Below are 20254 nucleotides of genomic sequence, written 5' to 3' on the forward strand. Positions count from 1 at the left end.
CTTCGATTAGCTCGGCTGATATCAACAGAAATAAGTATAAGAAGTAAATGAAACCCTCTTTACAATTAAAATTTAGCCAACAACTCACAATGACACCACAGTTGCAGCAAGCAATTAAGCTTCTGCAATTGTCTACACTTGACCTGCAAACAGAGATACAAGAAGCACTTGATTCTAACCCTCTGCTTGAAGTTGATGAACAAGTAGATAATACAGGTGGTGACAAGGCATTAGAAACCAATCATGACGCAAATGGTGCGAATGACACGGCGGAAGTTAATGTCGATAATATAGAGTCTGGTGATGCCTTACAAAACAATGATATTCCTGAAGATTTGCCTTTAGACAGTACCTGGGATGAATATTTAAGCGCATCATCGGCACCGGCCCCGTCTACCTCTAGTAGCTCAGGCCCAGCAATGGACGACGACCAAGTATTCCAAGGTGAAACCACCGACAATATTCAAGATCATCTGCTTTGGCAAGTACGCCTAACCCATTTCAGTGACACAGACCAAGCCATTGCCGTAGCCATAATAGATTCGATCGATGAAGGCGGCTATCTAACCATTAGTACTGAAGAAGTACTGGCGAGTATGGATGACGAAGAAATTGAACTGGATGAAGTAGAAGTTGTTCTAAAACGTATTCAAATGCTCGATCCTATTGGCTCTGGCGCCAGAAGCGCGCAAGAGTGTTTATTGATTCAGCTTAAGCAATTTGCTGCCGACACCCCTTGGCTTGAAGAAGCCAAAATGCTGATCACCGACTATTGTGATCTAATTGGTAGTAAAGACTATCGTACGCTCATGCGTAAAACTCGATTGAAAGAAGATGAACTACGTGAAGCCATGCGCTTGTTGCAAACCTTAAATCCACGCCCGGGCACAGCGGTTGTAACCGGTGAGCCAGAATATGTCATTCCAGACGTATCGGTGAGTAAAAAGAATGGTCGCTGGGCCGTAGAGTTAAACCCAGACAGCCTGCCCAAACTAAATGTTAATCAACAATACGCAGCCATGAGCAAGAACGTTAAAAACAGTTCTGATGGCCAATTTATTCGATCTCATCTACAAGAAGCTAAGTGGTTTATAAAAAGTGTGGAAAGCCGCAACGAAACGCTACTTAAAGTGTCTAATTGTATAGTGCAGCAACAAATGGGCTTTTTTGAGCACGGCCCGGAAATGATGAAACCAATGGTGTTAAACGATGTAGCGGAAATGGTAGATATGCATGAGTCAACTATTTCAAGGGTTACCACCCAGAAGTACATGCATACACCTCGAGGCATTTTTGAACTTAAGTATTTTTTCTCTAGCCATGTAGCCACAGACGCAGGCGGAGAATGCTCATCAACTGCCATAAGGGCATTGATCAAAAAACTAGTCGCTGCTGAAAAGCCTAGCAAACCACTAAGCGACAGTAAAATTGCTCAATTGTTGGCCGACCAAGGTATTAAAGTGGCACGGCGGACAATAGCAAAGTACCGGGAATCATTGTTGATCCCCCCATCTAACCAACGTAAAAGCCTGTTGTAGGCGAAATTTAGAAGGAATAGGCAATATGCAAATTAACCTTACTGGTCATCACGTAGATATTACAGATTCTTTAAGAAACTATGTAGACACTAAATTCACTAAGTTAGAGCGACATTTTGAACACATTAATAATGTGCACGTTATATTAAATGTAGAGAAGCTGAATCAAAAAGCCGAAGCTACCGTTCACCTCAGCGGATCAGAGGTGTTTGCAACATCTGAGCACTCAGATATGTATGCAGCAATAGATGGTTTAATCGATAAACTTGATCGTCAAGTGATTAAACATAAGGAAAAAGTCAAACGCCATTAACACCAAGCATTAGAGGCTGTAATGGAATTAAAAAGCATTATCCATCCTGACTGCACACTTTGTGCAGTTCAGGGCAGTAGTAAAAAAGAATACTTGAACTCATCAGTCAAACCGCCATTCAAGTTGTGACTAACATCGATCAAGGCACAATACTCGCGAGTTTAATGTCCAGAGAAAAAATGGGCAGCACTGGTATTGGTAACGGTATTGCGTTACCTCATGGCCGCTTAAAAGGCCTTGAAAACGTTTTAGCAATAGTCGTCACCAGCGAATCGCCTATTCCCTATGATGCAATAGACAACCTTCCTGTTGATATTTTCATCGCTATTTTAGTACCAGAAGAACAGGCAAGTGAGCACTTAGGTACGTTATCTGCTATCGCACAGAAATTAACCAACAAAGACACCTTGCAACAAATACGAGACGCCAAAACTAATCAGGAATTATTTGAGGTAATGAGCTAAATGAAACTCATAATTATCAGCGGACGATCAGGCTCAGGTAAATCTGTGGTGCTACGCTCCCTAGAAGATCTTGGCTACTACTGTGTAGACAATATTCCAGTAAATTTGTTACCCACACTCACCCATACAGTGGTCGACGAATATGATCAGGTGGCTGTTAGCATTGATGTGCGAAACTTACCTAAAGACACCAATGAGTTAGTTGAGATCCTTGACTACCTCCCGGCTACTTGGAATTTAACCATACTCTATTTAGATGCCAGCGACGACATTCTGATTAAACGCTTTAGTGAAACCAGACGCTTACATCCTCTATCGAAACAGAACAAGTCGTTATCTGCTGCGATCCAAGCAGAAGGACAGCTTCTGGCTCCTATTGCCGAGCGTGCCGATCTATACTTAGACACCGACCAACTGTCGGTACACCAGTTGGCCGAGATTGTTCGCGAGCGAATCTTAGGTAAAAAAGTTCTAGACTGGTACTTGTATTCGAATCATTTGGTTTTAAGCATGGCATCCCCAAAGATGCTGATTATGTATTTGATGGGCGCTTTTTGCCCAATCCTCATTGGGAGCCCGATTTAAAGCACCTGACCGGACTAGACAGCCCAGTGCAAATATTTTTAGGTTCACAACCCATAGTGACTAAATTTATTTGGCAAATTCAGAATCTCATTTCTACTTGGTTACCCCACTTAGAGCGCAACAATCGCAGTTATGTCACCGTTGCCATTGGTTGCACTGGCGGCCAACATCGTTCAGTTTATGTCACTGAAACCTTAGCGAAGAATTTCAGCGATGCTCACCCAGATGTGCAAATACGCCATCGTGAATTAAATAAGTAGCTTATGCCAAGGATAGAAAAGACACTGCTTATCGTAAATAAGCTAGGACTGCACGCTCGCGCTGCCACACAATTAGTACAACTATCGACTAAATTCGATGCTGAAATAACCTTACATCAAGGCGACAAACAGGCCTCGGCTAACAGCGTTTTGGGTTTAATGATGCTAGAAAGCCACCAAGGTGAAGAAGTTAAAGTAGTCAGTGAAGGAACCGATGCTCAAGAAGCCCTAGATGCAGTTGAAAACTTAGTTGCTAAGTATTTTAACGAAGAAGAGTAGCCCATTTAAGCACTATGCATAAAACGCCTCCACTTAGTGCCCGGAAGTTACACACTACCAAGGGCAATCTGCGATAATCATTGCAGTCTAAATAATGCCTCCCGCTTGAACGACTAACTTTTGTAGCAGCCAATTTTATTTACCGCCCCAATGGACTCTGTGGACGCACAAAAAGAAAAGTCACGGCAGGCATATCTATAAGCTATCCTTTTATTGATCGAACCATTTGGAAAAGCTGATATGTATAGAATGTTACTCCCAAAAAATGGTAGGTGTACGGTAACTGTGATATTGCTATTGGCGTCAATACTCTTTTCACAATTTAGTAGAGCTCAACCTGAAAAAACGACATTAACCGTAGCTATATTAATTTTTAGCACCGATCAAAGAAATGCTTTTGAAAACATTGCTAGTTTATTTAATAAGAAATATCCGCACATTGAAATTCGGTATATCTCTAGTGACGATGCTAATTTTAAAGAAAATTATAGCCTTTGGGATAAAAATTCAAAGTACATCGATGTTTTAAATTGGCCTTGGGCCGCTCGCTTAACTGACTACGCAAATTTAGGCTGGTTGGAGCCAGTCACTGACCTTTGGCAACACACAAATGTTGGTAGCCATTACTCCAAAGATATGAAATCACTAGTGTCTGTCGATCAAGATCAATATGCGATTCCCTATGCCACAGGTTTCTGGGGATTTTACTATAAAGAGTCTGTATTTAAAAAGTTCGCTATCGATATTCCCACCACATGGCACACATTTTTAGCAAGTTGTAGAACCTTAAGAGCTCAGAAAGTTATTCCCATAGCCATAGGCACTAAACAACCTTGGCCAGCAGCTGGGTGGTTTGATTACTTAAACATTAGAATTAATGGCCTAAAATTTCATATGCAGTTGTTACAAGGGCACCTCTCTTTCAATCGTGCTGAAATCCGCGAAGTATTTGCCTATTGGAAGGAACTATTAGACAACCAATGTTTTATTCGAAATTCTAATTCCTTCACTTTTAAACATATAATTCCTCTGCTCTATCGAGATTTAGCAGGGATGATTTTAGCTGGCAATTTCATCACCACACAAATATCACCGGCAATGCGAGATGACATTAAATTTTTCCGGTTTCCCACAATAAAGCCACATGTTGCAGTTGCAGAAGAAGCCCCTACAGATATGTTTGTCATTCCTGCATCAAGCAACAACAAAGCTGAAGCTAAGCAGTTTCTTTATTTTTTGTCACAACCTCAGGCACAAGAAATTCTAAGCGAAATGGCTCATTTTATACCCACCAATCAAGCCACTAAAACTAAGCCTCACTACTTTCTATACAAAGGGCAACACATTTTGAAACAGGCTGTAGGCTTTAGCCAATACTTAGACAGAGATACAACGAAAGCGTTTTCTGATAAGGCAATGCGTATTTTGGCTAAATTTATTGAAAGTGGTAACATCTCGGAAACCATTGACGCGCTTGAAAAAAGCAGACTACAAACCTTTAGCCAAACTGAGCCACCTCCCGCTAACTAACCCAGGATCGGTTTAAGCAACAGTCATAGAATTGAAGCAACCAACCTACTAGAAAGCGAGTTACGGACATATAATGCTGTTCCAGATGCATTGTCCTCAAACGCTATCTATGGAAGAAAATTCAAACTATCACTCTGTGCTAGTTTTTAATATGAATACCCAAACTCAAACCAATAGTCCCTCGCCACGACATTAGACGGGGGATGCTAAGGATTAGTTTAGAGTAACTTTGTAATCTCAATTAGCACTTTAACGAGTAGTCTTGGCGTTGCTTTTGCTTTATCCATAACGCTGTTTTTTCTGTTTCCCCCTCCCCCCATAAGGGCATCGTAATGTGCCAAGATAGTGCTGTCATTAACTATCAAAGTCACAGAGGGTCACATGAGTAAAATGACAATTGGATTAGATACTGCGACGTCTGTTTTTCGTTTAGTGTTCATGAATGATAGAGAGCGAGTGTCAAAAAAGAAATACAGCGCACTCTTTAGTTCCCAAGCAACATACCACTAGTGATAATCCAAGATTATTGGGTATCAGTAAGCGAGGGAATACGTATTTAGGCACACAATTTATTAATGTCGCACGAGCAGCACAGAGGCATATCGGCGATAAAGATGACAGCGTGAGTCGTTGGTGGCGGGAATGGTTAACCTGTATGAGTTTCAGTAAAGCCTGTGGGGCATTAGCCAACAAAATGGCCAGAATGGCATGGGCCATGTTGCATTATCAGCTAGACTACTTGCCAGTTAATGTAAATAAAGCAGCCCATTAAGAAAGCGCTCAAATAAGTGAAAACCTATCGACAAATTGCAAAAGACAACAAGGTGTTGATTAACAGTTCATAACCGTCTTACTTCAATCAGATAGTATCAAGGGTCTTCGAGGCCGCCGGATTAATAAGATAGTAAGATGCGAACAACCATTAAAGCTATAACGGATAGATACGCTTATAAAAAGCCGAATATATGGCAGCAATGGATTTTGTTAATTGATCAAAATGATGTCTTGCAATGGGAGAGGGGCCATATAAGGTATTAAACCGATAAATTACTCAACTTTACTTTTTTAACAAAAACTTCAGAAAATTTGTACTGATATAGCAGTAGGTTTCGATTAAACTAGTTGCCTAAAATCAATACCCTATATCTATTTCATTCTCTGTTAATTCAATTGGATAATAATTAGTAAGCCATGCCTGAGACCTTCGAAGCTAAAAGTACAAAAAGCCAACTTCATGCTATCGATGATGCATTAGAAGATGACAATACAGGACTAGTTAAAGAAATGCTGCAACAGTTGCAGCCTTGCGATATTGCCTTACTTTTAGAATCGAGCCGCAGTCGTAATCGTTTAGTGCTGTGGCCATTAATTGAACCCGAGCTTTATAGTGATGTTCTAGAAGAGTTATCTGAAGACGTTCGTAATGGCATCATCAATACCATGCTGCCAGAAAAAATCACAGATGCACTCGAAGAGATGGATACTGATGATTTGGTTGAAACCCTCAGCACTCTACCTGAATCGGTTTCCCAAGACCTATTGGCGACCATGGACGAGCAAGATCGGCAAAGGGCTGAACTAGGCCTGTCTTACGGTGAAGAAACTGCCGGTTTCATCATGAATACCGACACTATTACGCTAAGACCCAAAATTAATGTAGACGTCATCTTAAGATATTTACGACTAAAGGGTGAAATGCCAGAACATACCGATACCTTGTATGTGGTAGACAGTGAAGACAAATTAATGGGAGGGGTGGCCATTACTAAATTAATTACCGCTGCCCCCGACACCCCAGTTGAATCATTGATTAAAGACTCAATTTCTATCCCTGTGGATATGGAAGATGGTGAAGTCGCCAATTTATTTGAACGTTACAATTGGCTATCTGCCCCTGTAGTGGATAGTAACAACCATTTAGTAGGCCGAATTACCATAGATGATGTGGTAGATATCATTCGTGAAGATGCCGAACATTCTATGATGAGCATGGCCGGTTTAGACGATGAAGAGGATACCTTTGCGCCTGTCGTTAAAAGTACTCAACGTCGGACCTTGTGGCTTGGTGTTAACTTATTTACCGCGTTAATGGCGGCTGCGGTAAGTGATATGTTTGAAGCAACACTGAGTGAGCTGGCTGTGTTGGCCATACTTAACACCATAGTACCTAGTATGGGTGGGGTTGCGGGTAATCAAACCCTAACACTCGTCATTCGAGGGATGGCATTAGGTCATGTTACCGCCCGTAATGCGCGCTGGTTATTGAGCAAAGAATTAGCGATAGGCTTTTTAAATGGCATTATTTGGTCGGTACTAATTGCATCTGTTATAGCCTTATGGAAACAAGACTTTATGTTAGGTGCGGTAATTGCCTTTGCCATGATGATTAATATGATTGCCGCAGGTCTAGCTGGCGCAAGTTTACCTATGATCATGCGTAGGTTGAATATCGATCCCGCTTTAGCTGGGAGTGTAATATTGACGACCATCACTGATGTAGTGGGTATTTTTGCCTTTCTAGGCACCGCCACTTGGTTACTACTATAAACAGTGAATCGGAGCAATTTTGAACCACTTACAAATCTTTAGTTATAGCCTTATTGCTCTTTTTGCTTTTGCAGCAAACTCGGTACTTTGTCGATTAGCATTAGCTGTTGAACAAGTAGACGCGGTCAGTTTTACCGCAATCCGTTTACTCTCTGCAGCAGCAGTATTGATAATATTGATCGCCATCAAAAAACCCACGACATTTAACGGGATGCGCCGTTATATTCACTATGGCAGTCGTGCGGGTGCAATTTATTTACTGGTCTATGCTGCAGGGTTTTCTTTCGCCTATTTAACAGTAAGCACAGCGACTGGCGCATTGGCCCTATTTGCTAGTGTGCAGTTTACCATGCTATTTAAGGGCTGGTTGGCTGGACATAGACTCAATCCTTACGAGTTAACTGGCATACTGCTGTCTTTGATAGGCTTTGTTTATTTTGTGTTTCCTGAACTTGAAAAACCCAGTCTAGAAGGTTGCATATTGATGATTGCGGCAGGTATAGCTTGGGGGTTTTACAGCTTAATTGGAGCCAAATCTACCCAACCTTTAGAAGATACCCTAGGCAATTTTCTACGCTTGGTGCCGATTAGCTTACTAGGATTAGTAGTAATTTATCTGTTTAGTGACTGGCAAATAAGTTTAGCTGGCCTAGCTTACACTTTGGGCTCAGGCATACTCGCTTCTGGCTTGGGTTATAGCCTGTGGTATCACGTATTACCAAAACTTAAGCCTAGTATTGCCGCGGTCAGTCAATTGTCAGTTCCTATCTGGGCCGCTTTTGGTGGCGTATTATTTGTCAACGAGGGGATAGGCTTGCATTTGGCTATATCAAGTGGTCTGATTTTAGGGGATTTGCCTTGTCTTAGTCAGTCGTTCTCCTGCCCCAGCAGAAAAATAGTCACGACATTCGCGCAACAATATCAATCCGTACTAACAGGTTATTTTTGCTGCTGAATTTTGAGCATAGTTTCGGCATAACCTGCGCCCAGTTTTAACATACTGTCGTTATCAAAATGCCACCTATCCATTGCGGTCAATTCCGCAGAGCTAACATAGCCGGTGCACGCTAAATGGCTGGGCAATGCTGCAATTTGATGATTAATTAAAGGTGTGTCGTGAATTTGCCCTGCCACAAAAGGCAGTGTTGGATGCTGTAAGTCAGCTCTTAAATTGTTCACCAAAGCCACTAACTTAGGAAGATAATCAGCGTCTTCAAAGTCCGATTCACCTTGATGCCATAGTATACCTTTTAAGGTGCCCGTTTGCTGTGCTTGTTTAGCTCGCCTTAGCACTTCTTGATAAAAGAATTCACTCGGTTGCCATTCCACAATACTCGAGCCACCTTTGGCATTCACCACTAAACCTATTTTTGCAGATGGCTGCTGTGTTGCCAATTGAGCTTGCATTGTTTTAGCAAAAGCATAACCAATGCCCAATTTTTGCATCGACATTTTTTTGCGGATACTAGAATACCGATTCAGTGGATTATTGGCTAACTGCCATTGCCCTTCTGCATCTAGTAATAGCGTATCGTCAATAACGTTAAACTGTTGTGCCACTACAGGCGCGCGTCCTGCCATATTTGATTGGCCAATAAGTATATATACATGAATATCTTGCTTATTAGCCTCAATATTATTCACACTACATGCACTGACTAACAGACTCAGCAGCACGATTAAAATGTAAGTTTTCATAGATGGTTGCTCTATCCATAAATGTTGTGCCTAGTAGCCACCTGTAGACAACTCAGAGGCTCAATAGGATGAGTGATCGTCATAATTAACCACGTAACAGTCATACTTACTTGACCGCCTTATTGCTACTCATCCTAAAGTGTTTCAACTGTTTAACAAAGTGATATTTCGTCATACAACCTGATAATAACTCCGCTTCTGTGCGGGCATATCAATCTGCTGTTATTCTGAAAAAGTAACAGCCTGATTAAATAAAAAATTAGAACTTTGAACTATCTCCTTAGACACTGGTCACAAATAGCGTGTTTAGTTTTATGTGTGTCTCCTAGTATGTGTTTTAGCCCAGAACTTTATCTGGGCTTTTTTTATCCTTAAATTGGGTAAAGGCCCCTAATGATATTTTTAGGTTTTATTTTTGAAATGCGTGAACTAAATAAAAAACCGTTAGTCATATGTAGCGTGTTTAGTTTTATGTGTGTTTCCTAGTATGTGTTTTAGCCCAGATTTTTATCTGGGCTTTTTTTCCCTTAAAACAAGTAAGAAAGCAACCGATTGTTTTCAGGTTTTATTTTTTTGAAATAGGTGAACTTAATAGAAAACCGTTAGTCATAAATAATGTGTTTAGTTTTTGTGTGTTTCTCAGTATGTGTTTTAGCCCAGATTTTTATCTGGGCTTTTTTTTGCTCTAAAGATGAAAAGAAAAATTAACGCTATTTTTTCACTAGTATTTTTTAAAACTGCTGAACTAAATAGAAAACCGTTAGTCATAAGTAGTGTGTTTAGTTATTGTGTGTTTCTAAGTATGTGTTTTAGCTCAGGTTTTTATCTGGGCTTTTTTTTGCTGTTAGAATGGAAAAGAAGAATCATTGCCGTTTTCCGCTAATATTTTTTAAAACTTCTGAACTAAATAGAAAACCGCCAGTCATAAGTAGTGTGTTTAGTTTTTTGTGTGTTTCTAAGTATGTTTTTTAGCTCGGATTTTTATCCGGGCTTTTTTTTGCTCTAAAATTGAGAAAGAAAATTATCGCTATTTTTAAAAACTTTTGAACTAAATAAAAAACCGTCGGTCATAAATAGTGTGTTTAGTTTTTGTGTGTTTCTAGTATGTGTTTTAGCCCAGATTTTTATCTGGGCTTTTTTTGCTGTCAAACTGGGTAAAGGCACCTAATGATATTTTTTGGTTTTATTTTTGAAATGCCTGAACTAAATAGAAAACCACTAGTCATAAGAAGTGTGTTTAGATTTATGTGTGTTTCCTAGTATGTGTTTTAGCCCAGATATTTATCTGGGCTTTTTTTTACTTAGGATTTAATTAAAAACTTCACCCGCACCATCGCTAGCACTACAAATATAGATGGTCTCTTTATAACCTGTTTCTGTTTGGTAAGTTTGCTCAATTAATTGCTTAGCACCTTCCACCATATCGTGAGGCATTAAAGCAACCATACAACCACCAAAACCACCACCGGTCATGCGTGCACCACCTTTTGTGCCTAGATAATCATGCAGTGTTTTTACCACAAAATCGATTGGTGCAACGGTAATTTCAAAATCATCACGCATTGACGCATGCGATTCAGCCATCAGTGTTGACAATAATGCAGCGTCACCAGCGCGCAATGCATCAGCAGCTTTTAGAGTTCGCTCGTTTTCAGAAACCACATGATGCGCACGTCTATAAACTACATCAGACAGTTTATCCTTATTAGCTTGCAACTCTTCAAGACTAATATCGCGCAAAGCCTTAAGACCCAAAATACTGGCGGCTTCTTCACACTGCTCACGGCGAGTATTGTATTCACTATCCACCAAACCGCGTTTAACATTGGAGTTGATGATCATCACAGATAGATCTTTTGGCATTGAAATTAACTGAGTGTCCAATGAACGACAATCAAGCAATAGCGCATTCAATTCACTACCACAAGAGCTCACCATCTGATCCATGATCCCGCAGTTACAACCTACAAATTGATTTTCTGCTTCTTGACCATTAACCGCCACATCCGCTTTACTCAGAGATAAATTATAAAGTAAGCGGAATGTTTCCCCTATCGCCACCTCTAAAGAGGCAGATGAACTTAACCCAGCTCCTTGAGGCACGTTTCCCGTAATGGCAATGTCGGCGCCTTTAAACTGGTGACCACGTAGTTGAAGGTGTTTAATCACACCTCGAACATAGTTGCTCCACAACTGAGTAGGATGGTTGGTAATCTCGCTATCTAGCGAAAATTCATCTTGCTCGTTATTGTAATCTGCCGCCACCACTCGTACGGTGTAATCTTCTCTTGGCGTCACGGCCACAAGTGTTTGATAGTCAATGGCACAAGGTAAGACAAAACCGTCATTATAATCTGTGTGCTCACCAATTAAATTCACTCGTCCTGGGGCTTGAAAATGACGAGCTGGGGCTGCGCCAAAAGTATCGCTATAAACTGAGTTCAACTTCTCTAACATTGTTTGTGAAATATTAGCCATATTTAATTATTCTCCTGCTGACTCGTTGTAATGCACATCGCTTAACTCTTGCAAGCGTGCTGCTGCTTGTTCCGCCGTCAAATCTCTTTGTGGTTCGGCCATCATTTCATAGCCGACCATAAATTTACGTACCGTAGCAGAGCGTAATAACGGCGGATAGAAATGCGCGTGAACTTGCCAATGATCAGTGTTGTCTACATTATTCGGCGCACCATGCCATCCCATCGAATACGGAAATGAACACTGAAATAAATTGTCATAACGGCTAGTCAATTTTTTTAATGCAACCGCTAAGTCGGCACGTTGTTCTGGATTAACGTCGGTCAATCTTGGGCAGGTAAACTTAGGCATTAAAATGGTTTCGAACGGCCAAGCGGCCCAATAAGGTACAACGGCAATCCAATGCTCTGTTTCTACTACAGTACGAGAACCATCTACAGACTCTTTATTGGCGTAGTCTAACAGCATAGAGCTACCATGTTTTTCATAGTAAGCTTTTTGATTCTTTTCAGCTTTTGCTACTTCATTGGGTACAAAATCATTTGCCCATACTTGCCCATGAGGATGAGGATTTGAGCATCCCATAGCCGCACCTTTGTTTTCAAATACCTGAACCCAAACATATTCTTTCGATAGATCAGCCACTTGCTCTTGCCAAGTTTGCACGACACCTTCTAAGGCAGACAAAGACAACTCAGGTAAGGTTTTGTTGTGCTCTGGCGAGAAACAAATAACCCGGCTAGTACCTCTGGCCGCTTCTAAAGTAAATAAATCATCATTAGATTGACCTGAGGCAGGCGTGTCTTTCATAAGCGCGGCAAAATCATTGGTAAATACAAAAGTGCCTGTATATTCCGGATTCACTTCGCCATTGATACGAGTATTGCCTGAACATAGATAACAACTCGGATCATGAGCAACACTCTCTGTAGCTTGTGGTTTTTCTACCTGCCCTTGCCAAGGTCTTTTGGCTCTATGTGGCGAAACTAAAACCCAATCCCCTGTAAGAGGATTACGGCGGCGATGTGAATGATCAATCGGGTCAAATGTAGACATTATATTAATAACCTAAATAAATTATGAATTAACGAAATAGTACAGCCATTTTAACTGTTAAAAGTAAAAATGGCATTTAAAAAACGAAGTTAGTCATCGACATCCTGCTGCCCTAGCCAATCAACTAACTTTTGTATATCTTTTTCTGCTGCTTGCTGCAGTTGTTCCACCCAGTCGTGCACATTTTCCCACCAGGCTGGGTGATCACCTTGCTGAATTTCATTTGCTAGTTTTTGCACGCGTGCTAAACCAACTGAACCGGCCGCACCCTTAATTTTGTGAGCTTGAGAACACACCTCTTCTTTTTCATCTGCGCTTAAGCTTAATTGTAGTATCTCCATATACTCTGGCATATTGTCTTGGAATACTTTCACACTGTTTCGCACCATCTCATGACCTATGGTATCCACAAACATTTGCAACAAATCTAAGTCTAAAATATCCTCAAACTGACCATTAGACGGTTCATCAACAGGCTTATGGGGTTCGTGAGGCTCATCGCAGAATAAGTTATTAAACACTTCAATAATGCGGCTTTTCTTCACCGGTTTTGCGATAACGTCATCCATGCCATTATTCAAATATTCTTCACGGGTTTTGATCACATTAGCCGTCAGTGCAACAATACTGGTCTGCTCTACCAAACTTTCTTCGTGCATGATATTCGCAACATCAAACCCAGTCATATCCGGTAATTGTATATCAAGCAAAATAAGGTCATATTGCTTGTCGCGCGCCTTAGCAACAGCCTCTTTACCAGTCATAGCCACATCCACGTGTTGACCAAGTTTTTCTAATAGGGCTTTTGCTACCATGACATTAAGCTCGATATCTTCGACCAATAAAATCTGTAAACCTGTCACTTTTAATTCAGAGACTTGAACAGGTTTTTGACTAATCGCCAAAGGTAACTTAACGGTAAAACAGGTGCCTTTACCTTTAACGCTGCTGACCGATATATCACCATGCATCAACGACACCATCTGTTGGCAAATTGCCAAGCCAATGCCCGTGCCCGTCGCACTTTGATGCTCAGGTAAATTGACTTGATAATACATAGCAAATATTTTCTTTAAGTCATCTTCTGGAATACCGACACCGGTATCACATACCTTAAAAATAACCATACTATTTTGTTTATCAATAGACTCAGCCGACACATCAAGAGAAACCTTTCCTTTATGGGTAAACTTCACAGCATTAAACAATAAATTCCACAGTATTTGACGTAAGCGTGTGCCATCCACTTCAACTAACGCTGGCAGAGGATCAACAACCGTAACGTCAAATGCTAACCCTTTATCTTTAGCTATCAAATCGATAATGCTGCCCAATTCACTGCTAAAGTCTCGCAACGAGACAGTTTTCAAAGACAGTTCAAGTCTATCTCTATCAAGGCGATCTAAATCGATAATGTCGTTAAATATGTTGCCTAAGGTAATCCCACTCGCATAAATGGTACTGACCCAAGAAAACTGTTCGTTTGTCAACTTGGTGTCCCGAAGCATGCGACTCAAGCCAACAATGCCATTTAACGGCGTTCTTAATTCATGACTAATAGTGGCAATAAACTTAGTCTTATCTTTACTGGCTTTAGCAATCGCTTCTTCGGCCTGTTTACGCTCGGTAATATCTCGGCCAAATGCTAATAACCCCAATAAGGTATTATCAGCATTATAAAAGGGCACTCTACACATTTCGAAATAACGACGTTTACCATCGGCAAAACGTAACCAGACTTCTTCTTTGACCGTTTCATTTTTTTCTAGGACGTACTGGTCACTTGTCACAACTTGATTAGCCAGCTCTTCTTCAAATACTTGGTGCGGCGTTAAACCAATTAATTCTTGCTCGGTCTTGCCTGTCATTTGTTCAGCAATTTTGTTACAACCAGCAAATTGCCCTTCGGGATTTCGATAATAGATAAGATCAGGAGACGCATCGATAATCGAGCGTAATAAGGTAGATAGACGGATAGCTTGTTTCTCTTTTTCTGACTTATCTTCAATTTCTCGCTCTAAGTCAGTAAACATATCTTCCCGCTCTAACTGAGCATTTTTGCGCTGCTCAATTTCGTGATTGAGCTGCTTGATATTATTCTGTAGGGTACGGTTCAATAATTCATCAGAATCACGTAACCGCTCTAATTGTGTAACCGCTTCTTTTAAACTAACTCTAGATTGTTCTAATTGTTTAACTAATTCACTAAAAAACCACAACACCCAAGGGGCACTTAGTAACGACAACAGGGTCGCGCCAATAAAGTCATCAGCCTTGACACTTCCATCGAGCAAAACCCGCAAAAAGTAGGTGCCAATGAACGTGAAAATAAGTGTCAGAATTACAAAAAAAATGCTTGCTTTAACAGCACCAAAGCGAATGATGAATTTGGCAAAACGCACTACCCAAGGATCTATTGTTGAACTTTTTGACATATTGTAAGGTCTCAAATTTGGACGAACTAGTTAGTAATTCTGGCCATTTATGCAAAATAGTAAGATGGCCGATGATACTTAATCGGCGACATGCTACCAAGATTGTCCGTAGGATCAAATTAATGCGTCCAATTAAACAATTATAAGACCTACAAAAAAGACTATTTATGCTTTAAAAGTGAATACTTATTCTATTACAAATTCCAAAAGCAACAAAAATACCCATCAATATTAACATTTGATAAACAAAAAAGCATGAATTTCGTTATTTATTTATAGCTTATAACCAAGCCCTTTAAATCTCATAAAGACATGATTTATATAAGTTTTATTCCCCACCGATAATTATGTAAGAAATTATTTTCAATTCACTGGAAGATGGTATTTGATTTATAAATTGATACTCGGTATTTTACACGACCTGCTTAGTATAAATATTCGATAATCGACTGGCATCCTCAATAATAATGACGAACAAAAAATATCAGGTCAGGCTCAGCGCCAAATCAGGTATTAATACAAGTCTTTAGTATATTATTAGCAGTACGAAATTAGAATTAACACTCTCCCAGTCGATGGTTGAAGGAGTTTACATTAATGAGTTTATATCATCCTAACGATTCAAAGGATAACTGTGGATTTGGATTAATCGCCAACATAAAAGGCGAGCCAAGTCACAAATTAGTCAGCACTGCTATCGAAGGTCTAGACCGAATGCAGCATCGTGGCGGTATTGCGTCTGATGGCATTACCGGAGACGGTTGTGGGCTTTTATTACAAAAGCCAGATGCGTTTTTCCAAAAAGTAGCGACAGAAAATGGCTGGAAGTTAAGTAAAAAATATGGCGTGGGAATGGTATTCCTTAATCCAGATGAAGCTTTAGCTCAAACTGCTCGTGATATTTTGACCGAAGAATTAGAAAAAGAAACCTTATCTGTTGTAGGCTGGCGCGTCGTGCCCACTGACGATGGAATTTTAGGTGACTTAGCCATAAGCTGTGTGCCACAAATCGAACAAATTTTTGTGAATGCTCCCTCAGGTTGGCGTACCGAAGACTTAGGTCGTCGTTTGTTTATGGCCCGTCGCCGTACCGAAAAACGACTAGAGCAAGATCCTGAATTTTATATCGCCAGTTTATCTAATACGGTAACGGTTTATAAAGGTTTGGTCATGGCCGGTGATTTACCTAAGTTTTACTTAGATTTAGCCGATCCTGAAATGAAATCGACTATCTGCGTATTTCACCAACGCTTTTCTACTAACACCCTGCCTCGCTGGCCTCTAGCTCAGCCATTCCGCTTTTTGGCACACAATGGTGAAATTAACACCATTCGTGGTAACCGAGATTGGGCGCAAGCCCGTACTGGCAAATTTAAAACACCACTTTTGCCGGATTTGGCCGATGCAGCACCATTTGTAAATGAAGTGGGATCTGACTCTTCATCATTAGATAATATGTTAGAGCTTTTCCTAGCCGGTGGTATGGATTTATTCCGCGCCATGCGTCTATTAGTGCCGCCCGCATACCAAAACAACAAAACCATGGATGAAGACTTAAAAGCCTTCTACGAATTTAACTCCATGCATATGGAACCATGGGACGGCCCTGCAGGTATTGTATTGACCAATGGTCGTCATGCTGCCTGTAACCTTGATCGCAATGGTTTACGCCCTGCCCGTTACGTCATCACTAAAGATGGCCTGATTACACTAGCCTCTGAAATTGGTATTTGGGATTACGACGAACTAGACGTGGTCGAAAAAGGCCGTGTTGCGCCGGGCGAGATGTTAGCCATTGATACCGAAAGCGGTAAAATTTGGCGTTCAAACGAAATCGACTCTGAGTTGAAAAACCGTCATCCATATAAAGAATGGTTAGATAAGAGTATTCGTCATTTAGATCCTATCGAAAAATGCGACACACCAGAAATTGGCAAACGCATGTTCGATGACGACATGATGAACACTTACTTCAAGCAATTTAATATTAGTTATGAAGAAATGGATCAGGTTATCAAAGTTCTTGCTAAAGATGGCCAAGAAGCCACTGGCTCTATGGGTGATGACACTCCTATGGCGGTACTTTCTGGCAAAAACCGAACTATTTATGACTATTTCCGTCAGCAATTTGCACAGGTAACTAACCCGCCTATCGATCCATTACGTGAAAATCACGTCATGTCGTTAGCGACTTGTATAGGTCGTGAAAAATCTGTTTTCACTGAAACCTCAGGTTATGCTGATCGTGTATTGTTTGATTCACCCATCATGGTGTATACCGACTTAAAACAATTACGTGAATATGATCCAGAACACTACTATGCAGAATTTGTTGAGCTAAACTATCAGCCTTCTGAGGGATTGAAAAAAGCAATTAGCCGCGTATGTGACGAAGTAGAACACCTAGTCAGTCATAAACGAGCTGCCTTTGTTATTCTGTCTGATAGAAAAATCAAGCAATCACTGATCCCTATTCCAGCAGCAATGGCGGTAGGTGCAGTACAAAAACGTTTAGTTGAAAAAGGCTTACGTTGCGACGCCAATATCGTTGTTGAAACGGCATCGGTACGTGACCCTCATCATTTTGCTGTGCTTTTAGGATTAGGAGCAACAGCCATCTATCCGTTCCTTGCTTATGAAATTATTGAGCAAATGTGTGCAGATAAAGAACTTGAACAAACACCATTAGAAGCCATTGTTAATTACCGTAAAGGGATTAATAAAGGACTTTACAAAATCATGTCGAAGATGGGAATTTCTACCATCGCCAGTTACCGCTGTTCAAAATTATTTGAAGCAGTAGGTATCAATAATTCTGTTATGGCAACCTGTTTTAAAGGTGTACCTAGCAGAGTACAAGGTGCAGATTTTGATGATTTTGAACAAGATCAAATTAACCTTAACCGTGTAGCTTGGCTTAAACGTAAGTCACAAGACCACGGCGGGCTATTAAAATACGTCCACGGTGGCGAATACCATAGTTATAACCCTGATGTTGTTACGACGCTACAAAAAGCAGTCGTCAGCGGTAACTATGCTGATTATCAAAAATATAGCGCGTTGGTGAATGAACGACCCATTGCATGTTTCCGTGATTTACTTGCGTTTTCTTCGGACGCTGAAGCGATTTCTATTGACGATGTAGAACCGGCAGAAAACTTATTCAAACGTTTTGATACAGCCGCTATGTCAATTGGTGCGTTAAGCCCAGAAGCCCATGAAGCGTTAGCAATTGCTATGAACCGCTTAGGTGGTAACTCAAACTCTGGTGAAGGCGGTGAAGACGTTAAACGTTTTGGTAATGAGAAAAACTCTAACATCAAACAAATTGCTTCTGGTCGTTTTGGTGTTACACCTCATTATTTAGTCAACGCCAAAATACTGCAAATTAAAGTAGCACAGGGCGCCAAGCCAGGTGAAGGTGGTCAACTTCCGGGTGATAAAGTAAATGCATATATTGCTGAGCTACGTCATTCTGTGCCAGGTGTCACTTTGATTTCACCACCACCTCATCATGATATTTACTCTATCGAAGATTTAGCTCAGCTAATTTTTGATTTGAAACAAGTGAACCCTGAAGCGTTAATTTCGGTGAAACTAGTATCAGAACCAGGCGTGGGAACCATTGCTTGTGGTGTAGCTAAAGCCTACGCTGATTTAATTACTATCTCAGGTTATGACGGTGGTACAGGTGCTAGCCCATTAACATCTGTTAAATACGCAGGTAGTCCTTGGGAATTAGGTTTAGCCGAGACGCAACAAGCGCTAGTCAGCAATGGCTTACGCCATAAAGTACGCGTTCAAACTGATGGTGGTTTAAAAACAGGCCTTGACGTAGTAAAAGGTGCCATTTTAGGTGCTGAAAGCTTCGGATTTGGAACCGGCCCCATGGTAGCACTAGGGTGTAAATACCTACGTATTTGTCATTTGAACAACTGTGCAACAGGCATTGCAACACAAGACGAAAACTTACGGGACAACCATTTCATTGGTTTACCGGAAATGGTTATGAACTACTTTAAGTTTGTAGCCCAAGAAGTGCGTGAGATCATGGCTTCTTTAGGTGTTAGCAAATTAGACGAGCTAATTGGCCGCACAGACTTGTTGAAAGTATTGGATGGCGTGACCGCTAAACAAAACAAGTTAGATCTACAACCTATTTTGGCTAAGCCAGAAGCTGGCGATCATACCAAGTTATTCTGTAGTGAAGGCGCCAATGCACCAGCAGATAAAGGTGACTTGAACAAGCAGTTACTGAATGACTTACAAGCCAATGTAGAAAGTAAATTAGGTGGCGTATTTAAATACAACATCCGTAATACTGATCGTTCGGTAGGTGCCATTATTTCTGGCTTAATCGCCAAGAATCACGGTAACAAAGGCATGGACGAGCATCCAATTAAATTACACTTTACCGGTACAGCTGGACAGAGTTTTGGTGTTTGGAATGCCGGTGGTCTAGAAATGACCATTGTTGGAGATGCCAACGATTATGTTGGTAAAGGTATGGCTGGCGGTAAACTCGTTATTCATCCACCTCGAGGCGTTAGTTTTAAAACCAACGAAAGTGTCATTGCCGGGAACACCTGTTTATACGGTGCCACAGGCGGTAAATTGTTTGCAGCTGGTTTAGCGGGTGAACGCTTTGCTGTACGTAACTCAGGCGCAATTGCAGTAGTAGAAGGCATCGGTGACAATGGTTGTGAATACATGACTGGCGGAATCGTAGCCGTGCTAGGCCGTACTGGGGTTAACTTCGGTGCCGGTATGACAGGCGGATTCGCTTACATTTTAGACGAGTCTGACGATATTGAGCAACGCGTCAATGGTGAATTAGTAGAACTATTATCGATTCAAGATAAAGCCATACTAACCGAACACCTACGCGGCTTGATTAACCAACATTATGAAGAAACTGGCAGTGAGCATGCGCACAATATATTGAGCAACTTTGCCGAGTTTTTACCGAAATTTAGACTGGTTAAACCTAAAACCAGTGATGTTAAAAACTTACTTGGTCACATCAGTCGGTCTACCGCCGAACTACGTGTTCAAGTGCAATAAGGGGGTA

Annotated in this window: 11 protein-coding genes and 3 pseudogenes; 10 read left to right on the forward strand and 4 right to left on the reverse strand. The window is 40.9% G+C overall.

Translation table 11 applies throughout. The features are described 5' to 3' along the window. The first annotated feature begins 47 nt into the window (after positions 1-47). The 9 genes and pseudogenes from RS130_RS01850 (at position 48) to RS130_RS01890 (ending at position 8471) form a co-directional block, all read left to right on the forward strand. Complete coding sequence (locus tag RS130_RS01850; RefSeq protein WP_316024539.1) at positions 48-1538, forward strand: RNA polymerase factor sigma-54; 1491 nt, start codon at positions 48-50, stop codon at positions 1536-1538. Between the two features lie 25 nt (positions 1539-1563). Next, positions 1564-1851 carry a ribosome hibernation promoting factor gene (gene hpf / locus RS130_RS01855; protein WP_316024540.1) on the forward strand — a complete coding sequence of 96 codons (288 nt, stop codon included), beginning with the start codon at positions 1564-1566 and terminating at the stop codon, positions 1849-1851. Between the two features lie 21 nt (positions 1852-1872). Beyond that, positions 1873-2315 (forward strand): annotated as a pseudogene (locus RS130_RS01860) (PTS sugar transporter subunit IIA). After that, positions 2316-3160 (forward strand): annotated as a pseudogene (gene rapZ / locus RS130_RS01865) (RNase adapter RapZ). Positions 3161-3163: 3 nt separating this feature from the next. Continuing rightward, positions 3164-3439, forward strand: a complete 276-nt coding sequence (locus RS130_RS01870) for an HPr family phosphocarrier protein (protein WP_316024541.1) — start codon at positions 3164-3166, stop codon at positions 3437-3439. A gap of 240 nt (positions 3440-3679) precedes the next feature. After that, positions 3680-4969, forward strand: coding sequence for an ABC transporter substrate-binding protein (locus tag RS130_RS01875; protein ID WP_316024542.1), 1290 nt, complete (start codon positions 3680-3682; stop codon positions 4967-4969). A 484-nt stretch (positions 4970-5453) separates the two neighbouring features. Beyond that, positions 5454-5741 (forward strand): annotated as a pseudogene (locus RS130_RS01880) (IS110 family transposase); the annotation flags it as partial. A 419-nt stretch (positions 5742-6160) separates the two neighbouring features. Then, on the forward strand, positions 6161-7516 hold the full coding sequence (gene mgtE / locus RS130_RS01885) for a magnesium transporter (protein ID WP_316024543.1): 1356 nt from the start codon (positions 6161-6163) through the stop codon (positions 7514-7516). Positions 7517-7535: 19 nt separating this feature from the next. Next, the gene (locus RS130_RS01890; protein ID WP_316024544.1) at positions 7536-8471 is read left to right on the forward strand and encodes a DMT family transporter; all 936 of its coding nucleotides are present in this window, start codon (positions 7536-7538) and stop codon (positions 8469-8471) included. On the opposite strand, the gene RS130_RS01895 is transcribed toward RS130_RS01890, so the two are convergent. The 4 genes from RS130_RS01895 to arcB all read right to left on the reverse strand — a co-directional run bounded on the left by RS130_RS01895 (position 8456) and on the right by arcB (position 15183). Next, complete coding sequence (locus RS130_RS01895) at positions 8456-9214, reverse strand: sialate O-acetylesterase (protein WP_316024545.1); 759 nt, start codon at positions 9212-9214, stop codon at positions 8456-8458. The two genes, RS130_RS01890 and RS130_RS01895, sit on opposite strands and share 16 nt — an antisense overlap. A gap of 1308 nt (positions 9215-10522) precedes the next feature. Further along, positions 10523-11692, reverse strand: a complete 1170-nt coding sequence (gene galK, locus RS130_RS01900) for a galactokinase (RefSeq protein ID WP_316024546.1) — start codon at positions 11690-11692, stop codon at positions 10523-10525. A gap of 6 nt (positions 11693-11698) precedes the next feature. Beyond that, the gene (gene galT / locus RS130_RS01905; RefSeq protein WP_316024547.1) at positions 11699-12748 is read right to left on the reverse strand and encodes a galactose-1-phosphate uridylyltransferase; all 1050 of its coding nucleotides are present in this window, start codon (positions 12746-12748) and stop codon (positions 11699-11701) included. An 89-nt stretch (positions 12749-12837) separates the two neighbouring features. After that, entirely contained in the window at positions 12838-15183 is a 2346-nt protein-coding gene (gene arcB / locus RS130_RS01910; protein ID WP_316024548.1) for an aerobic respiration two-component sensor histidine kinase ArcB, read from the reverse strand. A 597-nt stretch (positions 15184-15780) separates the two neighbouring features. Here arcB and gltB point away from each other — a divergent pair. After that, positions 15781-20247: a glutamate synthase large subunit gene (gene gltB, locus RS130_RS01915; RefSeq protein WP_316024549.1), complete on the forward strand. Its 4467-nt coding sequence runs from the start codon at positions 15781-15783 to the stop codon at positions 20245-20247. Positions 20248-20254: the final 7 nt, after the last annotated feature.

Origin of the sequence: Paraglaciecola aquimarina (genome assembly GCF_032464635.1) — a bacterium.
GTDB classification, from domain to species: Bacteria; Pseudomonadota; Gammaproteobacteria; order Enterobacterales; family Alteromonadaceae; genus Paraglaciecola; species Paraglaciecola aquimarina.